The sequence below is a fragment of the Roseococcus sp. GW821-FHT12F05 genome (assembly GCF_058806835.1).
In genome coordinates, this window is the sequence record NZ_JBXAQB010000006.1 from 179,130 (window position 1) to 196,471 (window position 17,342).

A 17,342-nucleotide genomic window follows, 5' to 3' on the forward strand; every position below is an offset into this window, starting at 1 on the left:
GCTCAGCCCTCCTTCCGCAGCAGCATGTTTCCGGCGGCATCGCGCGCGCCGCTCCAGCCCGGGGGAACCCAGGTCGTGGAGGAGTATCCCTCGATGAGCGCGGGTCCGCTCACGATTTCACCGATGCCGAGCTTCGCCGCATCGGCGAGCCGCGCCTGCACCGCGACGCCGCCGGTCACGACCTCGGCGGTCGGCGGACGCTGGAGGTCAGCGGCGCGCTCGCGCACTTCGGGCAGCGCGTCGAGGCGCTTGCGGACGCCGAAGCGCATCCCCACCAGCTCCACCTTCCGGCCGGCCTCGCCGCCATGCAGGTAGACGCGGCGATGCTCGTCGGCGAAGCGCTCGCCGAGGTCGGCGGCGGTGAGCTTGGCCAGCGTCGCGGGATCGACGGTAACAGGGATCTCGAAGGCCTGGCCGACGAAGCGCATGTCCAGCTCCAGACTGTGCTCCAGCGGGCCGGTCAGGCCGAGCTCGGCGAATTCCGCCTCGGTCGCGGCCTGAAGGCGCGCGCAATCGGCGGCGACGACGGCGGGCGTGTCGTCCGCCAGCGCCATGCGCCGCGTGACGCCGCGCACCTTCACATAATCGGCGGAGAGCAACCCCAGCGCCGAGATCACGCCGGGATTGGGTGGCACCAGGATCTCGCGGATGCCGATCTCCTCGGCGATCTCGGCGGCCAGCAGCGGGCCGGCGCCGCCGAAGGGCAGCAGCGCGTAGTCGCGGGGGTCGCGGCCGCGCTCGGTGGAGACGAGCTGCATGGCGCGCACGATATTCGCCACCGCCAGCCGGATGGCCGCCGCCGCCGCGCCGCGGATGTCGGTGCCGAGGCGCTTCGCGATCTCCTCGAAGGCGCGATGCGCGGCGTCGGTGTCGAGCTTCATGCCGCCGCCGAGGAAGGCGTCGGGCCGGATGGTCCCGCGCACCACATGCGCGTCGGTGATGGTCGGCAGCGTGCCGCCGCGGCCGTAGCAGGCGGGGCCGGGCTCGGCGCCGGCGCTGCGCGGGCCGACGCGGAGCATGTTGCCATCGTCGATCCAGACGAGGCTGCCGCCGCCCGCGCCCACCGTCACGATGTCGAGCACAGGGGTGCGGATGGGCAGGCCGTCCACCTCGGTCTCGGCGGCCAGCGCGGCCTCGCCATCCTGCACCAGCGCCACGTCGGTGGAGGTGCCGCCCATATCGAAGGTGACGAGGTTGCCGCGCCCCGACCGTGCCGCCTGCCGGATCGCGCCCACCACGCCGGCCGCGGGGCCGGAGAGCAGCGCGGAGATGGCGTTGCGCCGCATGGCCACCGCCGGCATGCGCCCGCCGTTCGACTGCATCACGCTGAAATGGCCCTTGAAGCCGGCGCCGGCCAGCGTCTTCTCGAAGCGCGCGAGGTAGCCGTCGATCACTGGCTGCACATAGGCGGAGAGCGCCGTGGTGGAGGCGCGCTCGAACTCGCGGAACTCGGGCGCGACCTCGTGGCTGGCGGCGATGGTGACGCCGGGCAGGGCGGTCGCGATCAGCTCCTTCAGCCGCATCTCATGCAGCGGCGAGGCATAGGCCGAGAGCAGGCAGATCGCGACGGCCTGGAAGCCCCCGGCCGCCAGCGCCGGGATCAGCTCCCGTGCCACCTGCGCCTCGTCCAGCGCCGCGATGACGCTGCCGTCGGGGCCGATACGCTCGATCACCTCGAAGCAGTCGCGCCGGCGCACGGGCGGGGCGGGCTTGGCGTAGTGCAGATCGTAGATGCTGCGGCGGTCGTGCCGCTGCATGAACAGGATGTCCCGAAATCCCTTCGTCGCGACGAAGGCGATGTTGGCGCCGCGCCGCTCCAGGATGGCGTTGGTCGCGACGGTCGAGCCGTGCACCAGGTCCGTCACCGATTCGGGCGGGATGCCGGCCGCGCCCAGCGCGTTGAAGGCGCCGATATCGGGGCTGCGCGGCGTGGAGGGCACCTTGATGACCTTCACCTCGCCTCGGTCCACCGCGACCAGGTCCGTGAAAGTGCCGCCGACCTCGATGCCCACACGCATGCTTTGATTCCGAACTGCCTTAGGAGTAGCTTAACGAACCTGGGCGCATGTGCAACCAGAATGAAAATATACGGGTGAAATTTTCAATGAGCGAGGAATTGCTGCGCGAAGGCGAATCCGCGGCCCAGGTGCTGGGCCAGCGGATGCGCAGCATGCGCCAGCGCCGGCAATGGACCCTGCAGGATCTTTCGGCGCGGAGCGGCCTCTCGGTCGGCATGCTGAGCCAGATCGAGCGCGGCCTCTCCTCGCCCTCCATCCGTTCGCTGCAGAAGCTGGCGGAGATCTTCGCGGTCCCCGTCGGCTGGTTCTTCTCCGAGGCGACGGCGCCGCAGCAGGGGCCGGCCTGGATCCAGCGCCGTGCGCAGCGCCGCGTGCTGGACCTCTCGGCCAAGGGCATCACCAAGGAGCTGCTGGTGCCCGACGGCGACGGCGTGCTGGAGCTCATGCTCATCACCGTGGAGCCCGGCGGCTCCTCGGGCGATGCGCCCTACCAGCACGCCGGCGAGGATGCCGGCACGGTGCTGGAGGGCGTGCTGGAACTGGAGGTGGACGGCGTGGCCGGCCGGCTCCAGGCCGGCGATTCCTTCCGCTTCCCGGCGACGCAGCCGCACCGCTTTTCCAACCCCGGACCGCTGCGCTGCGTGGTGGTCTGGGCGGTGACGCCGCCGCTGTACTGAATGGGGCGTTGTCGTTCCGCGCCGTAACCTTCCGTTTCCTTTCGGAAAGCACAGCAAAGCGCCCAGCCGGCATGATGCGCCGGCCGGATCCACTGGCACGGAGACGTTTTCGATGAACAAGGCCCTTCTGATGGTCGCCGCCGCCGGCATGGTCGGCGCGGTGGCGGCGGGCGCCCTGGCGCAGCCCGCTCCTCCTCAACCGCCTCCGCCGCAGGCCCAGCCGGGCGGTCCGCCTCCACCGCCCCCGGGGCCGCAGGCGCGCGGCCCCATGATGTCGCCGGGCGAAGGTCCGGGAATGATGCAGGGCGCCCGCGGCTGGCGGCATGGCCCGCCGTCGCGCGCAGCGGCGTTCCACATCGAGCGCGGCGACATCAGCATCGGCGTGCGCTGCGCGGAATCGGAGCCGATGCGCGCCTGTGTCGATGCGGCGATCGCGCTGATGGACAAGGCCAACACCATGACGACGCCCTGACGGGAGCGGCCGGCGGGGCGGCGCGCCCCGCCGGAGCTGTCAGCCGGGCAGCACCGCCTGCAGCACCCGGGCGAAATTGCCGCCCATGATCTTCTTCGCGCCCTCCGCGTCGAAGCCCACCTCCAGCAGCGCCTGGGCGATATCCGGCGTCTCGCGGTAGTCCTCCAGCGCGCTGCGCGCCAGCAGCCCGCGCATGTCGCTGCCGATGCCCACATGGTCCACGCCCACCGCATCCACCATGCGCGCGATGCTCTCCGCGTAGCGGCGCGGCGTCGGGTTGTCGCCGACCAGCGGCCAGATGCCGACCACGCCGCCGGTCTGCGCCACGACGCGCGCATGCTCGGCCGGGACGAGCCGCGTGAAGGGGCGCGGCTGGCTGGTCAGCGCCGTGTGCGAGAGGTTGATGGGCTTGCTGCTCACCTCCGCCGCCTTGCGCACCATGGGCAGCGTCGCATGTGCCACGTCCACCAGGATGCCGAGGCGGTTGCAGGCGCGCACCACCTCTACGCCGAAATCGGTGAGGCCGTTGTGAACGGCGCCGACGGTCTGGATGTCGCCCAGCTCGTTCACATGATAGTGCGTGAGCTGGAGGTGCCGCAGCTTCTGCTCGCGGAAGGCCCATTCGAGCCGGTCGATCCGGCCCTCCAGGAAATCGCCGCCCTCGGATTCCACCAGGATGGCCGGCGGCGCGCCGGGCCGCATCTGGCGGGCGAGGCCGGCCTTGTCGGTGACGACGGCCAGCCCTTCCTGCGCGACCAGCCGGTGCAGCCGCGCGAAGGCCCGCTGGCCATGCGCCCAGAGCTCGCCCGGCGCCGGATCGCGATAGGGCATGATGTAGCCGCCGGAGACGCGGATCACCGGGCTGTCCGGCACGATGGCAAGCGAGACCAGCGACATGCCGCCCTCGCGCATGGGCGCGGCGAGCGGCTGGAAGGCCCGGTCGGGATCGGACGGCAGCAGGATCACGCGGCCGGCATGGCTGTGCAGGTCCATGGCGGCGCCGACCAGCGCGCGTCCGGCACCGGCGGCCAACTGTGCCTGCGGGACGCGTGGCGCGGCGCAGAGCAGCGGCGAGGCGGCCAGCAGCGCGCGGCGGTTCAGCCAGGGCCCGCCCGTCGCGCGCGCCGCGACCTGTGCGGCCTCGATGCGCCAGCGCCAGGGATGTTCGTCCGGCAGGTTGCGCCACATACCGGTGACGCGGATCGAACGGTTCTTCGGCGCCGCGCCGTCGAGCAGCACCTCCACCGTGGTCTCCGGCTCCGGCCGGCAGCCGAGGCAGCAGGCGGCCTCCGCGACCAGCAGCAGCCGGCCCTCGGGCGCGTCGTCGAGCGGGAAGACCTCGCCCTCCAGCGTGACCTCGGCGCCATCCGCCGGCCGAGCGCGGCCGCGGAGCAGGCCATCCCAGTCGAGCTTCACGTCAGCCCGAGCTCCCGCGCCAGGATCTGCAGGGCCAGCACTTTCGAGTAGATGCGGCTCTGCGCCAGGCTTCCCGCCGTGAACCAGAGCCCGTCCTGGCCGGTCGGGCGCCACATGTTGCGCAGCTCGCCATCCCCGCCGAAGCCCCAGACGGGGCCGATCCGGTCGGCGACGGGACTGCCGAGGAAGTGGCGCACCACCTCCTGCTGGTTGAGGTAGCCGGTGGCCAGCACCAGCAGCTCCGCCGGCACGACGGAGCCGTCCTTCAGCTTCGCGCCCCCGGCGACGAAGCGGTTGATGTCGGCGAACTGCAGCAGGCCGATGCGGCCTTCCACGATCATGTCGGAGGCGCCGACGTTGAAATAGTAGCCGCCGCCGCGCTGCAGGTACTTCATCTGGAAGCCGGTCTCGTCGGGCCCGTAGTCCAGCCGAAATCCGCGCGCCTCCAGCGCGTCGAGCAGCGGCTTGTCCACCTGGCGCGAATGCGCGGTCGAGAGCTGGTAGCCGCGCTTCATCACCGGGAAGGGCGAGGCCATGGCGAGCAGGTCGCAATCCTCGAAGGGAATGCCCTCGGCATAGATGGAATAGACGCGCTGCGCCTCGCGGATGCCGACCACATAGGTCGGGCTGCGCTGCACGATCGTGACCTTCGAGCCGCTCGCGCAGAGGTCCTGCGCCACGTCGTGCCCGCTGTTGCCGCTGCCGAGCACCATGGTCGGGCGGTCCTTCCAGGCCGCGCCCTCCGTATAGGCGCCGGAGTGCAGGACGGTGCCCTGGAAGTCTTCGAGGCCGGGAAGCTTCGGCTTCACCGGGATGCTGCTGACGCCGGTCGCGAAGACGATGTGCCGGGGTTTCAGCACGCGCTCGGATCCATCCGCGCGGCGGACCGTGACGCGCCAGTGGCCGCCGGCCTCGTCGTAGTCGCCGCCCCGGAAATCCGTCCCGGTCCAGACGTTGAGGTCCATCGCCTCGGCATAGGCCTCGAACCAGCCGGCCAGCTTGTCCTTGGGGATGAAGACCGGCCAGGTCGGGGGGAAGGGCATGTAGGGGAGGTGGTTGACGTGCACCTCGTTGTGCAGCGTCAGCGCGTGGTAGCGCTTGCGCCAGTTGTCGCCGATGCGCTGCTGCCGGTCGACGATGAGCGTGTCCACGCCGAGCGCGCCCAGCCGCGCCGCGATGCCGAGCCCCGACTGCCCCGCGCCGATGACCAGCACGGCGGGCTCGCGATCCTCGTAGCGCTGGTGGCGGAGGCGCTTGTCGAGCCAGTTCTCACCGCCGAAGTCGCGCTGGTAGTCCGCCTCGCCGGCGCCGGCGCGGTTGAGCCGCTCCTCCTGGCCTCGGATCGCGTCGAGCGCGGTGAGCAGGATCCAGGCGCGCGGCCCGGCCTCGGCGGCGACGAGGCGCAGCACGCCCTCGCAGGGGCCGGTCGCCGTCTCGAAGGCGAACATGGCCTCGATGCACTCGACGCCGGCGCGCTTCACCCGGCGCGGCGGCGTGCGGTCCTCGGCGAGGCGGAAGCCGCGCGGCTGCGTGCGGGCGAGCGTCCCGCACAGCCGCTCCGCGATGGCGGCGGCGCCGTTGGCGGTGACGATGTCCCAGCCGAAGGCGAGCACATCGCGCCAATGCCCCTCGGGCAGGAAGAGGGCGGCGGCGGCCTCGGCCTCGCCGCGGGAGAGGGCCTGGTCGAAGGCGTCGAGCCAGGCGGTGACGGTGGCGCTTGCCGGACGGTCCATGACGTTCATGGCGACGTCTCCTCGTTTGGTTTGCCTCAGCCGACCGGAGATTCACCGCACCTGTCAACCAGCCGCCGCGCCCAGGGCGCGGGATCGGCGAGGGGGATGCGCCAAGAGCGCTCGGCGGTCTCGACCAGGAGAGCACCCTCCTCCGCGCGCCAGCCGCGCAGCAGGGGAAGGGGGATGCGCGAGACGATGCCGCGCTCGACGAGATGCAGGACGGGCGCGGCCTCCAGCGCGATGCCGGAGGCGGCGTAAGTGACGCGGCCGAGGCGCTCGGTGCCGCTCCCGAACTCGATGAGGCGAGCCTGTGCGAAGCGGGCGAGGGCGGCGCCCAGCTCCAGCCCGGCACGCCGCTCGGCCCAGCGCCAGGACCAGGCGGTGAAGCGGCGGCCGGCGATCAGCCAGGCCAGGGCGGGCGTCGCGACGAGGCCGGGCAGGCCGAGCGCCCCCCAGCCGATACCGGCGCAAAGGAGGAGCGCTGCCGGGGGCAGCAGGTTGCGCGAGGGCGCGAGGATCACCCGCGTGACGACGCGATCCCCGGGGAAACCGGGCGCCTCCGGGAGGAAGGCGCCCCGTTCGATCAGCGCCGAGAGCTGTTGCATCTCCCGGCGCATCAGGATTCAGCCGACTTCGAACAGTTCCACGTCGAAGACCAGCGTCGCGTTGGGCGGGATCACGCCGCCCGCGCCGCGCGCGCCGTAGCCCTTCTCCGGCGGGATCACGAGGCGGCGCTGGCCGCCGACCTGCATGCCCTGCACGCCCTCGTCCCAGCCCGCGATCACGTGGCCGGCGCCGAGTTGGAAGCGGAAGAGGTCGCCGCGGTCGACCGAGCTGTCGAACTTGCGGCCCTTGTTCTCGGGCGCGGCCTCGTCGAAGAGCCAGCCCGTGTAGTGGACGGCGACGGGCTTGCCGGCGACGGCCGTCTCGCCCGTGCCGATCTTGATGTCAGTCATGAATCGATCTTTCGCAGTGTGACGCGCTCAACGTGGCGCAATTTCCGAGATGCGCAACTGCGTCGGCACGCCCGAGCCGCGGTTGTAGTGGCCGACCCAGATGTCGTACTGGCCCGACATCGGGTTGTTCAGCACCACGCCGGGATCCGTCCCCTTGAAGTCGTCGTTGCAGATCCACCGCCCGTTGGGCAGGTTCACCACCAGCGTCACGTCGGAATTCGAGGTCGCGGACAGGTAGAGCGGATAGCCGCCCGCGCGGTAGTTCAACCGGACATCCGGCGGATCGGCGATGGAGCCGACGCAGCCGGGGCCGCCGATGCGCTCGGCGGGGATGTTGCCGCCCGCCGTCACGTTCACCACGAAGGGATCGGGGGCGAAGTTGGCGCTGAGGTTCACCGTGCCGAAGGTCGGCCGCCGGTTGTAGTTCTGGGCCACCACGCTGCCGGCGGTGACGGCCAGGACCGCGGCCGAAACGGCCAGGATTCTCGAAAACAAGCATGCCTCCCGGGGCTGAGTTCGGCGAAGGCTCCTACGGCGGGCGGGGCGGCGCAACGGGGTTTTTGCATCGTCTGTCACGCGGTGCCGCGGGATCAGCGCGCCTCGGACCGCCAGGCGATGATGGCGACACCCAGCAGCAGCGGCAGCATCAGCCAGGGCGGCAGCAGGGGCAGGGCGGCGATTCCCGTCACCGTGTGGTCCTCGCGGCGGCGCAGCCCGATCCAGCCCGAGCCCTGGGCGTCGCGCCCGGCCGAGACGCTGCGGATCTCGGGGACGGTCGTGCCGTCGCCGAACCAGCGGGCCGCGCCGCCAGTGGCCGTCACCAGCGACTGCACCCGCGCGGGATCGGCGCGGAGGTCGGCGAATTCCGGGGGGTTGGCGGGCATCGCGGCCGCGAAGGCCTGTCGCCGCCCGTCGCTCACCTGCCAGAGGCCGGGGGCCGCCGCCGGCGCATCGGCCGAGGAACGCCCGCCGCCGCCATTGGCCAGCGGCACGCGGCTCGTGGCCCCATCCGGCGCGGTGATGGTGACCTCGGGCGGCGCCCCGGCGTCGAGGCTGCGGCGGTTCACCATCAGCCGCCCGGCCTCGATCCGCGCCGTCAGGTCCTCCTCCTCGAGCTCCGGCTCGCGCATGAGCCAGTGGGCGGTGCGGCGCAGCAGCTCCTGCTGCGGCCCGCCGCCGTCATGCCCGCGCGACCAGAGCCAGATATGGTCGGACAGCATCAGCGCGACCCGCCCCTGGCCGACGCGGTCCAGCACGAGTAGCGGCGCGCCGCCGCCGCCCTCCATGACGGTGGTGCCCGCGCGCGCGTCGGTGCGGATGGTGCGGTACCAGCGGCCCCAGCTGGCATCGGCGGTCTCGGTGTTGGCGCCGGTCAGCCCCTCGGTGACGGGATGCCGCGCGCCGGGGATGGTGATGCGGGGACGGAAAGCCTGGTCCAGGATGGCCTGCGACCCGGCTGGCCTTGCCGGCAGCACCGCGCCGAGCGGCGTGGCGGCGAGGCTCGTCCCGCCCACGAATTCCGGCCCCACCGAGACCAGCAGCGCGCCGCCGCCGCGGACATATTCGGCGATGTTGCGGAGGTAGCTCGGCGGCAGGATGCCGCGATTGGCGAAGCGGTCGAAGACCACGAGGTCGAAGTCGCGCAGCTTCACCTGGAAGAGCTCGCGCACGGGGAAGGCGATGAGCGCCAGCTCGTTGAGCGGGGTCAGGTCGTCCTTCTCGGGCGGGCGGAGGATGGTGAAGTGGACGAGGTCCACGCCCGGATCGGCCTTGAGCAGCCGGCGCCAGGTGCGCTCGCCCGCATGCGGCTCGCCGCTGACGAGCAGCACGCGCAGCCGGTCGCGCACGCCGTTGATGGCGACGACGACGCGGTTGTTCACGTCGGAGACCTCGCCCGGCCGCGTCTCGGCCACGAGGTCGATGATCGAGGGGCCGGCGCGCTCGATGGGCAGGGTGATGCGGTGCTCGCGCCCGATCGGCACGCTTTCGGTGATCGGCGCCTGCCCGTCGCGGCGCAGCGTGAGCTGGGCCTGCCCGGTCTGGGTGGGCACGCCGAGATCCTCGACGATCAGCCGCAGCTCCACGCTGCGGCCGACGATGCCGAAGCCCGGCGCCTCCAGCAGGCGGATACGCCGGTCCACCTCGCCCTGGCGTCCCGGCATGAGGAGGTGCAGCGGCACGCCCTCGCCGGGCGCCCAGCCGGTCCCATCGGTGGGGACGTCATGGACCTGCCCGTCGGAGAGCAGCAGCACGCCGGCCAGCCGCGCGGCGGGGATGTCGGCGAGTGCGCGCTCCAGAGCGGTGAAGGCACGGGTGCCCTGGTTGCCACCCTCTGGCACGTCGACCACGCGCAGCTCGACCTCGCGCATGCGGCCGATGCGGGCCTCGATCTGGCGGCGGGCGGCCTCGATGGCGGCGGCGTGGTTGGTGGAGACGCGGGTGCTGTCGCTGCGGTCCACCAGGAGGAGGGCGATGTCCGGCCGGGTCTCGCGCGTCTGCTCGACGAGGCGGGGCTGCGAGAGCGCGCCCAGGAGAAGAAGAAAGGCGAGCGCGCGCCACCAGGTCCCGCGCGCGCCGCGGATCGCGGCCGGGACCAGCGCCAGCAGGCACAGCACGCCGAGGGAGGCGATCAGCCAGATCGGCAGGATGGGGGCGAAGTCGAAGCCGAAGGCGGTCTGCATCAATTGCCCAGCCTCTCGAGGATGGCGGGCACGTGGACCTGATCGCCCTTGTAGTTGCCGGTGAGGGCATACATCACGAGGTTGGCGCCGAAGCGATAGGCGAGGATGCGCTGCCGCGCCCCGCCCGGCACCGCGGCGTGGACGTTCTGGCCGCGCGCATCCACGGCCCAGGCGCCGGCCCAGTCGTGGCCGCCGATGACGACGGGGCTCACGCTGTCATTGGCGCGGTCCTGCTCGCGCGAGACCCACACCGTGCCGCCCGCGAAGCGCCCGGGCAGCTCGGCCAGCAGGTAAAAGGCGCGGCGCAAGACGTGTTCCTCGGGGACGGGCATGAGCGGCGGGATGGCCAGCCCCTGCGTCACCCGCCGCAGCGCGGCCCGCGCGCCCGGGGAAAATCCTTCGCCCGAGCCCTCGTCGCGCGTGTCGAAGAGGATGATGCCGCCATTGCGCATGAAGGCATTGAGCGCCGTGACGGCCTCCGGGCTCAGCGCCGGGGCGTCGGGCCGTACCGTGAAGTAGAGCAGGGGGTAGAGGCTGAGGTCGTCGCGCCCCGGCGTGACGCCGGCCGGCTCGGCCAGGGCGGCGGCGGTGCGGCGGTTCACGAAGTCGGAGAGGCCGACGAGGCCCTGCCGCATGGTCTCGTCGACGCTGCTGTCGCCGGTGACGACATAGCCGAGCCGCGTGACCAGGGCCGGCAGGTTATCCTCCTGCGCCTGCGCCGTCCCCGCCATCAGGACCAGCGCCACACCGGCCGCCCGTGCGAAGCCCAGCAGCCCGCGCAGCCGCAGCGAGGCCAGCAGGTCGATCGCCAGGATCGCCAGCGCCACCGCCATCAGCCAGGGCCCGAGGTCGCGCTCGGGCGGGATGCCGGCGATGGTCCGCAGGGTCGTCCCGGCCGGCGGGTTGGCATGCAGCCGCGGCGCCGGCAGCGTGTCGCCGAGGTTGAGCGCGCGCCGGAATCCCTCGCCGCCGGAGGTGCCGTACCAGCCCGGCGGGTTGCGCGCCGAGGGCACGGCCTCGCCGCTGGCCGGGATGGGCTGCGCGCCGGGCGGCGGCGGGACCAGCCGGCCAAAACCGTCCAGCGCCTCCAGCGGCGTCAGCGCACCCTCGCCCTCCTGGCCCGACACGCCCGAGGAGAGCGCCACCAGCCGCCGCAGCATGCTGACGAACAGCCCCGAAAGCGGCAGGTCCGACCACTCCGCCGTCGCCGTCACGTGGAAGAGCACGATGCGGCCCTGGCCGCGCGTTTCCGCCGTGACCAGCGGGGTTCCATCGGTCAGCCGGGCCCAGACCCGGTCCGCCAGCCGCGCCGAAGGCTCGGCCAGCACCTGGCGCTCCACACTGATCTCGGCGGGGACCGGCAGGCCCGCGAAGGGCGAGCCCTCTGCGAAGGGGGCGAGGTGCTGCGGCTGCTCCCAGGAGAGCGAGCCGCCCAGCTGCCGCTCCGCCCGCAGCTGCACCGGCAGGAGCGAATCCGGATGCTCGGCCAGCCGCGCCCCGGCGAAGCGGATGAGCATGCCGCCCTGCTCCACGAAACGGGTGAGGGCGGCCATCTCCGGCCCTTCCGCCACGGGCCGGTCGGCGAGGATCAGCACCGAGAGCGGGCGGGCCAGCAGCCGGTCCACCTCGCCGCGGCGAAGCTCGGCGAAGGGGTTCAGCGCCCGCTCCAGATAGAAGAGGTCGCCGATGAGCGGCGCGTCGGCGGCCGTCTCCTCGGCGCCCGGCAGCAGCCCGACCGGGCGGCGGCGGAAACGCTCGTCCAGCAGGACCACACCGCCGGGGCCGGCCTCGTCCGCGAGGTCCAGCCGGTAGACGCGGTTGCGGATCTCCGTCGGCAGCTCCAGCACCGCCTCGGATTCCGTGGCGCCGGCGCCGAGCTGGAAGGTCGTGCGCGCGAGCGCGCGGCCGTCCTGCGCGCGGGCGATCACCTGGGCCTCGCCCGGCGTGCTCACCGGCGATTGCCGCAGGGTCAGCATCAGCCGGTCGCCCTCGGTGCGCGGGGGCGCGAGCAGCCGCACCGGCCGCTCCTCCGCCCGGGCCAGGATCAGCGCGCCGCCCGCCTGGAGCCGGGCCATGAAGGCCTCGGCCGTGTCGTCGCCACGATGCGCGATCCCGTCCGAGAGATAGAGGGCGGAAAACCGTTCCGATCGGCCACTCCAGGCCTCCAGCGCGGCCTGCGCCGCCTGCCGGTCCGGTGCCCAGGAGCGCGGCCGCAACGCCGCCAGCCGCGGCGCGAGGTCCGCCGCAGGCATGGGCCCGATCACGCGCGGCGGCGCGGCGCCCTCGCCGGGCGCGGTGGTGAGCAGCGCCGCGGGGCGGCCCTCGCGCTCCGCGCGGTCCAGCTCGGCCTGCGCGATCGCCACCCGCAGGGGCCAGTCGGGACCCGAAGCCCAGCCGTCATCCAGCACCAGCAGCAGCGTGCCCTCGCCCGAGCCTGTGGCGCCGGGACCCAGGACCGGACGCGCCAGCCCCAGGATCAGCAGGGCCGCCGCCGCGATGCGCATCAGCAGCACCCACCAGGGCGTGCGCGCCGGCGTCTCCTCGGCGATGGGGAGGTCGCGCAGCAGCATCGCCGCGGGGAAGTCCATCCGGCGGGGCTGGGGGGGCGTGACGCGCAGGAGCCACCACAGCAAGGGCAGGGCCGGCAGCGCCAGGAGCAGAAGAGGGGCGGCGAAGGTGATCATTCAGCTTGCGCCCTGAAAGACCCTGCAAGGTGGACATGTATGTCCACCATGTTCTTGCATCTCCGATCAGATTTATTCGTCAGCATACGATGGAGCTCATGACGGCGCCAACGCCTGCCACAGGGACAGCAGGGCCAGATGCGGCGGCTGGTCCGTGCGATGCGTCGAAAAGCCCCAGCCCGCCGCCCGCGCCATGGTCGAAAGACCCTCGCGATGCGCCGCCAGCCGCTCGGCATAGAGGCTGCGGATCGTCTCCACCCGCGGCACCAGCAAGGGCGCCTCGCCCTCCAGCCCGTCGAAGCGGATGCGCCCGGAATAGGGCAGGCTCTCCTCCGCCGGATCCAGGATCTGCAGCATCTGCCCCCGCAGGGGCCGCGCCGCATAGCGCGACAGCATCGCCTGCAGCTCCGGCAGGGGCTGCAGGAAGTCGCCGAACATCACCAGCCGCGCATGCCGGGGCAGGGTGATCTCCTCGGCCTCCGCCGGCGCCGGCCGCATCATCGCCGCCGCCAGGGCCGGCAGCGCCGAGCGCCCCATGAAGGCCTGCCGGTCGCCCGGCATCAGCCGCACCCGCTCGCCCCCGCGCAGCAGCAGCGAGGCCAGCGCCAGCAGCAGCAGGTCGGCCCGCGCCGCCTTCTCCTCGAGGTTCCGGTCGGACCGCCAGCGCATCGAGGGCGACGGATCGCGCCAGAGCAGCACCGTCTGCGCCGCCTCCCACTCCGTCTCGCGCACGAAGAGCCGATCCGCCTTGGCGCTCTGCCGCCAGTCCACGGAGGAGGCGGCATCGCCCGGCGAATAGGCGCGGAACTGCCAGAAGGCATCGCCATGGCCGGACCGCCGGCGCCCATGCACCCCCTGCATCACCGTGTTCGCGACGCGCTCGGCCTCGACGATGAGCGGCGGCAGCCGGGCGGCCGCGGCCTCCGCCCGGAGATGCGTGACTTCCGTGGGGCTAGCCAAGACTGGCCTTCAGCTCGGCGATCACGTCCGAGAGCTTCACCCCGTCGGCCCGCGCCGCGAAGGAGAGGGCCATGCGGTGCCGCAGCACCGGCTCGGCCAGGGCCAGCACATCGTCCAGGCTCGGCGAGAGGCGGCCGTCCAGGACGGCCCGCGCGCGCGTGGCCAGCATCAGCGCCTGGGCCGCGCGGGGCCCCGGGCCCCAGGCGAGGTTGTGGCGCACCGTCTCAAGCCCGTCCGCGCCCGGCCGCGCGCCGCGGACCAGCTTGAGGATGGCGTCCACCACCTGCTCGCCCACCGGAATCCGGCGGATCAGCGCCTGGGCCGCGATCAGCTCCCGTGCCGTCATGGCCGCCACGGGCTTCGCCTCGCTGGCGCCAGTGGTGGCGAGCAGCATGGCGCGCTCGGCCGCAGCATTCGGATAGTCGACCTCGATCTCCAGCAGGAAGCGGTCGAGCTGGGCCTCGGGGAGGGGGTAGGTGCCTTCCTGCTCGATCGGGTTCTGCGTCGCCAGCACGTGGAAGGGCTCGGGCAGGGGCAGGATCTGGCCGCCGATGGCCACCTTGTGCTCCTGCATGGCCTGCAGCAGCGCCGATTGCGTGCGCGGCGAGGCGCGGTTGATCTCGTCGGCCATCAGCAACTGGCAGAAGACGGGGCCCTGGAGGAAGCGGAAGGCGCGCTTGCCGTCCGCGCCCTCCTCCAGCACCTCGGAGCCCAGGATGTCCGCCGGCATCAGGTCCGGCGTGAACTGCACGCGCCGCGCGTCGAGCCCCATCACGGTGCCGAGCGTGTCCACCAGCTTCGTCTTGCCCAGGCCCGGCACGCCCACCAGCAGTACATGGCCGCCGGAGAGCAGCGTGATCAGCACCTGGTCGATCACCTCGTCCTGGCCGAAGATCACCCGGCCGACGGACTGGCGGGCCTTCTGGAGCTTGCCGCCCAGGGCCTCGATATCGGCGATCAGGGATTCTGCGTCGGCCACTTCACCCATCTGGTTGCGATTCCCATATTGACGAGGTGTGGCGGCGATGCTGCGTTGGGCAACCTCGCCGGACCACACGGTGATTGCCAGGAAAGCCTATGCCGCCCGAAGCCGGGATCAAAGCATCGATTGGGGTGGAACTCCCCGACTGCGCGCGGCGGATTGATCAATCCATGGGCAAGCTGCCCCTCCGCCAGAAGCATGACTGCGGAACGATCGACATGCGGATCGCCCGTGACGGCACCTGGTACTACAAGGGCAGCCCGATCAACCGCAAGGAGCTGGTCTGCCTCTTCGCCTCGGTGCTGAAGCGGGCAGAGGATGGCGGCTATCTCCTTGAGACGCCTGTGGAAAAAGGCCGCATTACCGTCGAGGACGCGCCCTTCGTGGCAGTCGAGATGGTCTGGCGCGACTGCGATTGCGGCGATGGCGGGCCGATCCGCCAGTGCCTCAGCTTCCGCACCAATTGCGACGAGGTCATCCCTTGCAACGCGGAGCACCCGATCCGCATCCAGCTGGACCCACGTACGCGCGAGCCGCGGCCCTACCTCACGGTGCGGCCGGGGATCGAGGCGCGAATCGCTCGCCCCGTCTTCTACGAGATGGTGGCCCTGGCCGTGACCGAGCGGATCGAGGACCGCCAGATCATGGGCGTCTGGAGCGAGGGCGTCTTCTTCCCGATCGACGAGGAACCTGCCCTCGACGTGGCGGCGGAGTGACGGCCGAGGAGCTTTGCGCCCGGCTGCGTGATCCTGGATTCCTGGAGGCCATGCCGCCGCCGACCGGCGACGACCACCTGCTGCCGCCCGGCACCATCATCAAGCCGGCGGCGGTGCTGGTGGCCATGGTGCTGCACCGAGACGAGCCCGGCGTGCTGCTGACCCAGCGGGCCTCCCACCTCAACAACCATGCGGGACAGGTGAGCTTCCCCGGCGGCCGCATCGAGCCAGGCGAGTCGCCCGAGCAGGCCGCGCTGCGAGAGGCCTATGAGGAGGTGGCGCTGGACCCGGCCCTGCCGCATGTGATGGGCCGGCTGCCGCGGCACCTCACCGGCACGGGCTATGAGATCACGCCCATCCTGGCCTCGCTGCGGCCTGGCTTCACCCTGATTCCCTCGCCGGACGAGGTGGAGACCGCCTTCGAGCTGCCGCTCTCCATCCTGCTCGACCCCGCGGCGCCCCGCCGCGAGCGGGCGGAGTGGAAGGGGCGGATGCGGGAATACTGGGTCTGGCCGCATGGCGAACACTTCATCTGGGGCGCGACGGCGACCATCTTGGTAAATCTCGCCACAGCGCTGCGGGCCGGCTAGGCACAGCCTCATGGGCGTCCTCATCGAGTTCTTCTTCTTCGCGCTGCCCTTCCTGGCCTATGCCGTCTGGTGGCGGATGGCGGGGCGGAAGCCGGGGCACGAGCCTTCGCGCCGGCTGATTACGCTGGCGGCGATCGGCGTGCTCTGCGGGGTGGCCGCGGCGATCTATTACGGGCTGTCGCGCAGCTTCGAGGGCGACGACTACGTGCCCGCGCGGATGGAGCGCGGCGGGATCATCCACGGGACCGGGCGGTGAGCCTGCCGGACTATCTGCGCGCCGAGGGCCCTCAGCGGGTCTTTGCGGCGCTGGCAGGCTCCCGGGCGGTCGGCGGCTGTGTCAGGGATTCGCTGGCGGGTCTGCCGGTGCGCGACCTCGACATGGCGGCGCCCTTCCCGCCGGAGGAGATCGCGGACCGGCTGAAGGCGGCAGGCTTCAAGGTCTTCGAGACGGGGCTCGCGCACGGGACCGTGACGGCGGTGCTGCACGGCGTGCCCATCGAGGTCACCTCGCTCCGCCGCGACGTGACCACGGACGGCCGCCACGCCGAGGTGGAATGGACCACCGACTGGCGCGAGGACGCGGAGCGGCGCGACTTCACCATCAACGCCATGTCGATGGGCGCCGACGGCGTGCTGCACGACTATTTTTCCGGCACGGCGGACCTGAAAGCGCGTCGCGTGCGCTTCGTGGGCGACGCGGCCCAGCGCCTGCGTGAAGACTACCTCCGCGCGCTCCGTTTCTTCCGCTTCCACGCGCGCTACGGCGGCGCGGAGCCCGACCCCGTCGCGATCCAGGCCATCCGCGAGGCGGTGCCGGGCCTCGCCCGCCTCTCGGCCGAGCGCGTCTGGAGCGAGCTCAAGCGGCTCATGGAGGCGGAGGATCCCCGCGCCGCGCTGCGGCTGATGATCGAGACGGGCGTCCTGCCGGCCGTGCTGCCCGAGGCGGGCGATCCCTCGCGGCTGGATATCGCCCTCGCCCGAGGCGTGACGGATATCCTGCTGCGCATCGCCCTGCTCCTGCCTGTCGGTGTCGACACCTCGATGCTGGCCTCCCGCCTGAAGCTCTCCGGCGAGGAGGCCGCGCGGCTTCGCGCGCTCCACACCATCGCCGACGCCCCCGGCCCGGAGGAGCGCGATCCCGCCGCCCTCTGCCGCTTCCGGGCCGCCGCGCGCCTGCGCAGCGAGGCCGCCCTGCCAGGGGAAATCCTCCTCATCGCAGCGGCCCAGCACCCCGAGCTCGACTACGGCACGCTGCTCGACCACCTGGAACCCGGCCTCGGCCCGGCCTTTCCCCTCCAGGGCCGTGATGTCATCGCCCTTGGTGTCCCGCATGGCCCGCGCATCGGCCAATTGCTCGCCGAGGTCCGCGACTGGTGGCTCCAGACCGGCGCCTCGGCCGATCACGCCGCCTGCCTCCGAAAACTCCGCGAACTGGTCGAGCGGGACGCTTCCTGATA

At 72.3% G+C, this 17,342-nt stretch carries 16 protein-coding genes; 6 read left to right on the plus strand and 10 right to left on the minus strand.

Annotated features, from left to right (window positions below; all coding sequences use genetic code 11):
• Nucleotides 1-2 precede the first annotated feature (2 nt).
• Complete coding sequence (locus AC1ROY_RS17195) at nucleotides 3-2,018, minus strand: hydantoinase/oxoprolinase family protein (RefSeq protein WP_493150080.1); 2,016 nt, start codon at nucleotides 2,016-2,018, stop codon at nucleotides 3-5.
• A gap of 86 nt (nucleotides 2,019-2,104) precedes the next feature.
• Between AC1ROY_RS17195 and AC1ROY_RS17200 the strand changes: the two genes are divergently transcribed.
• The gene (locus AC1ROY_RS17200) at nucleotides 2,105-2,695 is read left to right on the plus strand and encodes a helix-turn-helix domain-containing protein (RefSeq protein ID WP_493150081.1); all 591 of its coding nucleotides are present in this window, start codon (nucleotides 2,105-2,107) and stop codon (nucleotides 2,693-2,695) included.
• Between the two features lie 112 nt (nucleotides 2,696-2,807).
• The gene (locus AC1ROY_RS17205; protein WP_493150082.1) at nucleotides 2,808-3,167 is read left to right on the plus strand and encodes a hypothetical protein; all 360 of its coding nucleotides are present in this window, start codon (nucleotides 2,808-2,810) and stop codon (nucleotides 3,165-3,167) included.
• Between the two features lie 39 nt (nucleotides 3,168-3,206).
• Here the strand turns inward: AC1ROY_RS17205 and AC1ROY_RS17210 are convergent, their stop codons facing one another.
• The 9 genes from AC1ROY_RS17210 to AC1ROY_RS17250 all read right to left on the minus strand — a co-directional run bounded on the left by AC1ROY_RS17210 (nucleotide 3,207) and on the right by AC1ROY_RS17250 (nucleotide 14,585).
• On the minus strand, nucleotides 3,207-4,583 hold the full coding sequence (locus AC1ROY_RS17210) for a dipeptidase (protein WP_493150083.1): 1,377 nt from the start codon (nucleotides 4,581-4,583) through the stop codon (nucleotides 3,207-3,209).
• Nucleotides 4,580-6,325 (minus strand): flavin-containing monooxygenase, encoded by a 1,746-nt coding sequence (locus tag AC1ROY_RS17215; RefSeq protein ID WP_493150084.1) that lies wholly within the window; start codon nucleotides 6,323-6,325, stop codon nucleotides 4,580-4,582. The genes AC1ROY_RS17210 and AC1ROY_RS17215 overlap by 4 nt, the downstream gene beginning before the upstream one ends.
• Nucleotides 6,326-6,351: 26 nt before the next feature.
• Entirely contained in the window at nucleotides 6,352-6,921 is a 570-nt protein-coding gene (locus tag AC1ROY_RS17220; protein ID WP_493150085.1) for a hypothetical protein, read from the minus strand.
• An 18-nt stretch (nucleotides 6,922-6,939) separates the two neighbouring features.
• Nucleotides 6,940-7,272 carry an FKBP-type peptidyl-prolyl cis-trans isomerase gene (locus AC1ROY_RS17225; protein WP_213670817.1) on the minus strand — a complete coding sequence of 111 codons (333 nt, stop codon included), beginning with the start codon at nucleotides 7,270-7,272 and terminating at the stop codon, nucleotides 6,940-6,942.
• Between the two features lie 27 nt (nucleotides 7,273-7,299).
• Nucleotides 7,300-7,767 carry a hypothetical protein gene (locus AC1ROY_RS17230; protein ID WP_493150086.1) on the minus strand — a complete coding sequence of 156 codons (468 nt, stop codon included), beginning with the start codon at nucleotides 7,765-7,767 and terminating at the stop codon, nucleotides 7,300-7,302.
• Nucleotides 7,768-7,862: 95 nt separating this feature from the next.
• Entirely contained in the window at nucleotides 7,863-9,953 is a 2,091-nt protein-coding gene (locus AC1ROY_RS17235; RefSeq protein ID WP_493150087.1) for a hypothetical protein, read from the minus strand.
• Nucleotides 9,953-12,637, minus strand: a complete 2,685-nt coding sequence (locus tag AC1ROY_RS17240) for a DUF4159 domain-containing protein (RefSeq protein WP_493150088.1) — start codon at nucleotides 12,635-12,637, stop codon at nucleotides 9,953-9,955. The genes AC1ROY_RS17235 and AC1ROY_RS17240 overlap by 1 nt, the downstream gene beginning before the upstream one ends.
• Before the next feature lie 96 nt (nucleotides 12,638-12,733).
• Nucleotides 12,734-13,597, minus strand: a complete 864-nt coding sequence (locus AC1ROY_RS17245; protein ID WP_493150089.1) for a DUF58 domain-containing protein — start codon at nucleotides 13,595-13,597, stop codon at nucleotides 12,734-12,736.
• Entirely contained in the window at nucleotides 13,590-14,585 is a 996-nt protein-coding gene (locus AC1ROY_RS17250) for an AAA family ATPase (protein ID WP_493150090.1), read from the minus strand. Before AC1ROY_RS17250 ends, AC1ROY_RS17245 begins: the two co-directional genes overlap by 8 nt.
• A gap of 164 nt (nucleotides 14,586-14,749) precedes the next feature.
• On the opposite strand from AC1ROY_RS17250, the gene AC1ROY_RS17255 reads away from it, so the two are divergent.
• From AC1ROY_RS17255 to AC1ROY_RS17270, 4 genes are read left to right on the plus strand one after another with little or no spacing between them, the layout of a single operon-like run.
• Entirely contained in the window at nucleotides 14,750-15,295 is a 546-nt protein-coding gene (locus AC1ROY_RS17255) for a DUF1285 domain-containing protein (RefSeq protein WP_493150091.1), read from the plus strand.
• A 50-nt stretch (nucleotides 15,296-15,345) separates the two neighbouring features.
• Nucleotides 15,346-15,885 carry an NUDIX hydrolase gene (locus tag AC1ROY_RS17260; protein WP_493150092.1) on the plus strand — a complete coding sequence of 180 codons (540 nt, stop codon included), beginning with the start codon at nucleotides 15,346-15,348 and terminating at the stop codon, nucleotides 15,883-15,885.
• A 10-nt stretch (nucleotides 15,886-15,895) separates the two neighbouring features.
• On the plus strand, nucleotides 15,896-16,141 hold the full coding sequence (locus AC1ROY_RS17265) for a hypothetical protein (RefSeq protein WP_493150093.1): 246 nt from the start codon (nucleotides 15,896-15,898) through the stop codon (nucleotides 16,139-16,141).
• A complete protein-coding gene (locus AC1ROY_RS17270) occupies nucleotides 16,138-17,340 on the plus strand; it encodes a CCA tRNA nucleotidyltransferase (protein WP_493150094.1) in 1,203 nt (400 codons plus the stop codon). The genes AC1ROY_RS17265 and AC1ROY_RS17270 overlap by 4 nt, the downstream gene beginning before the upstream one ends.
• The last annotated feature ends 2 nt before the right edge of the window (nucleotides 17,341-17,342 follow it).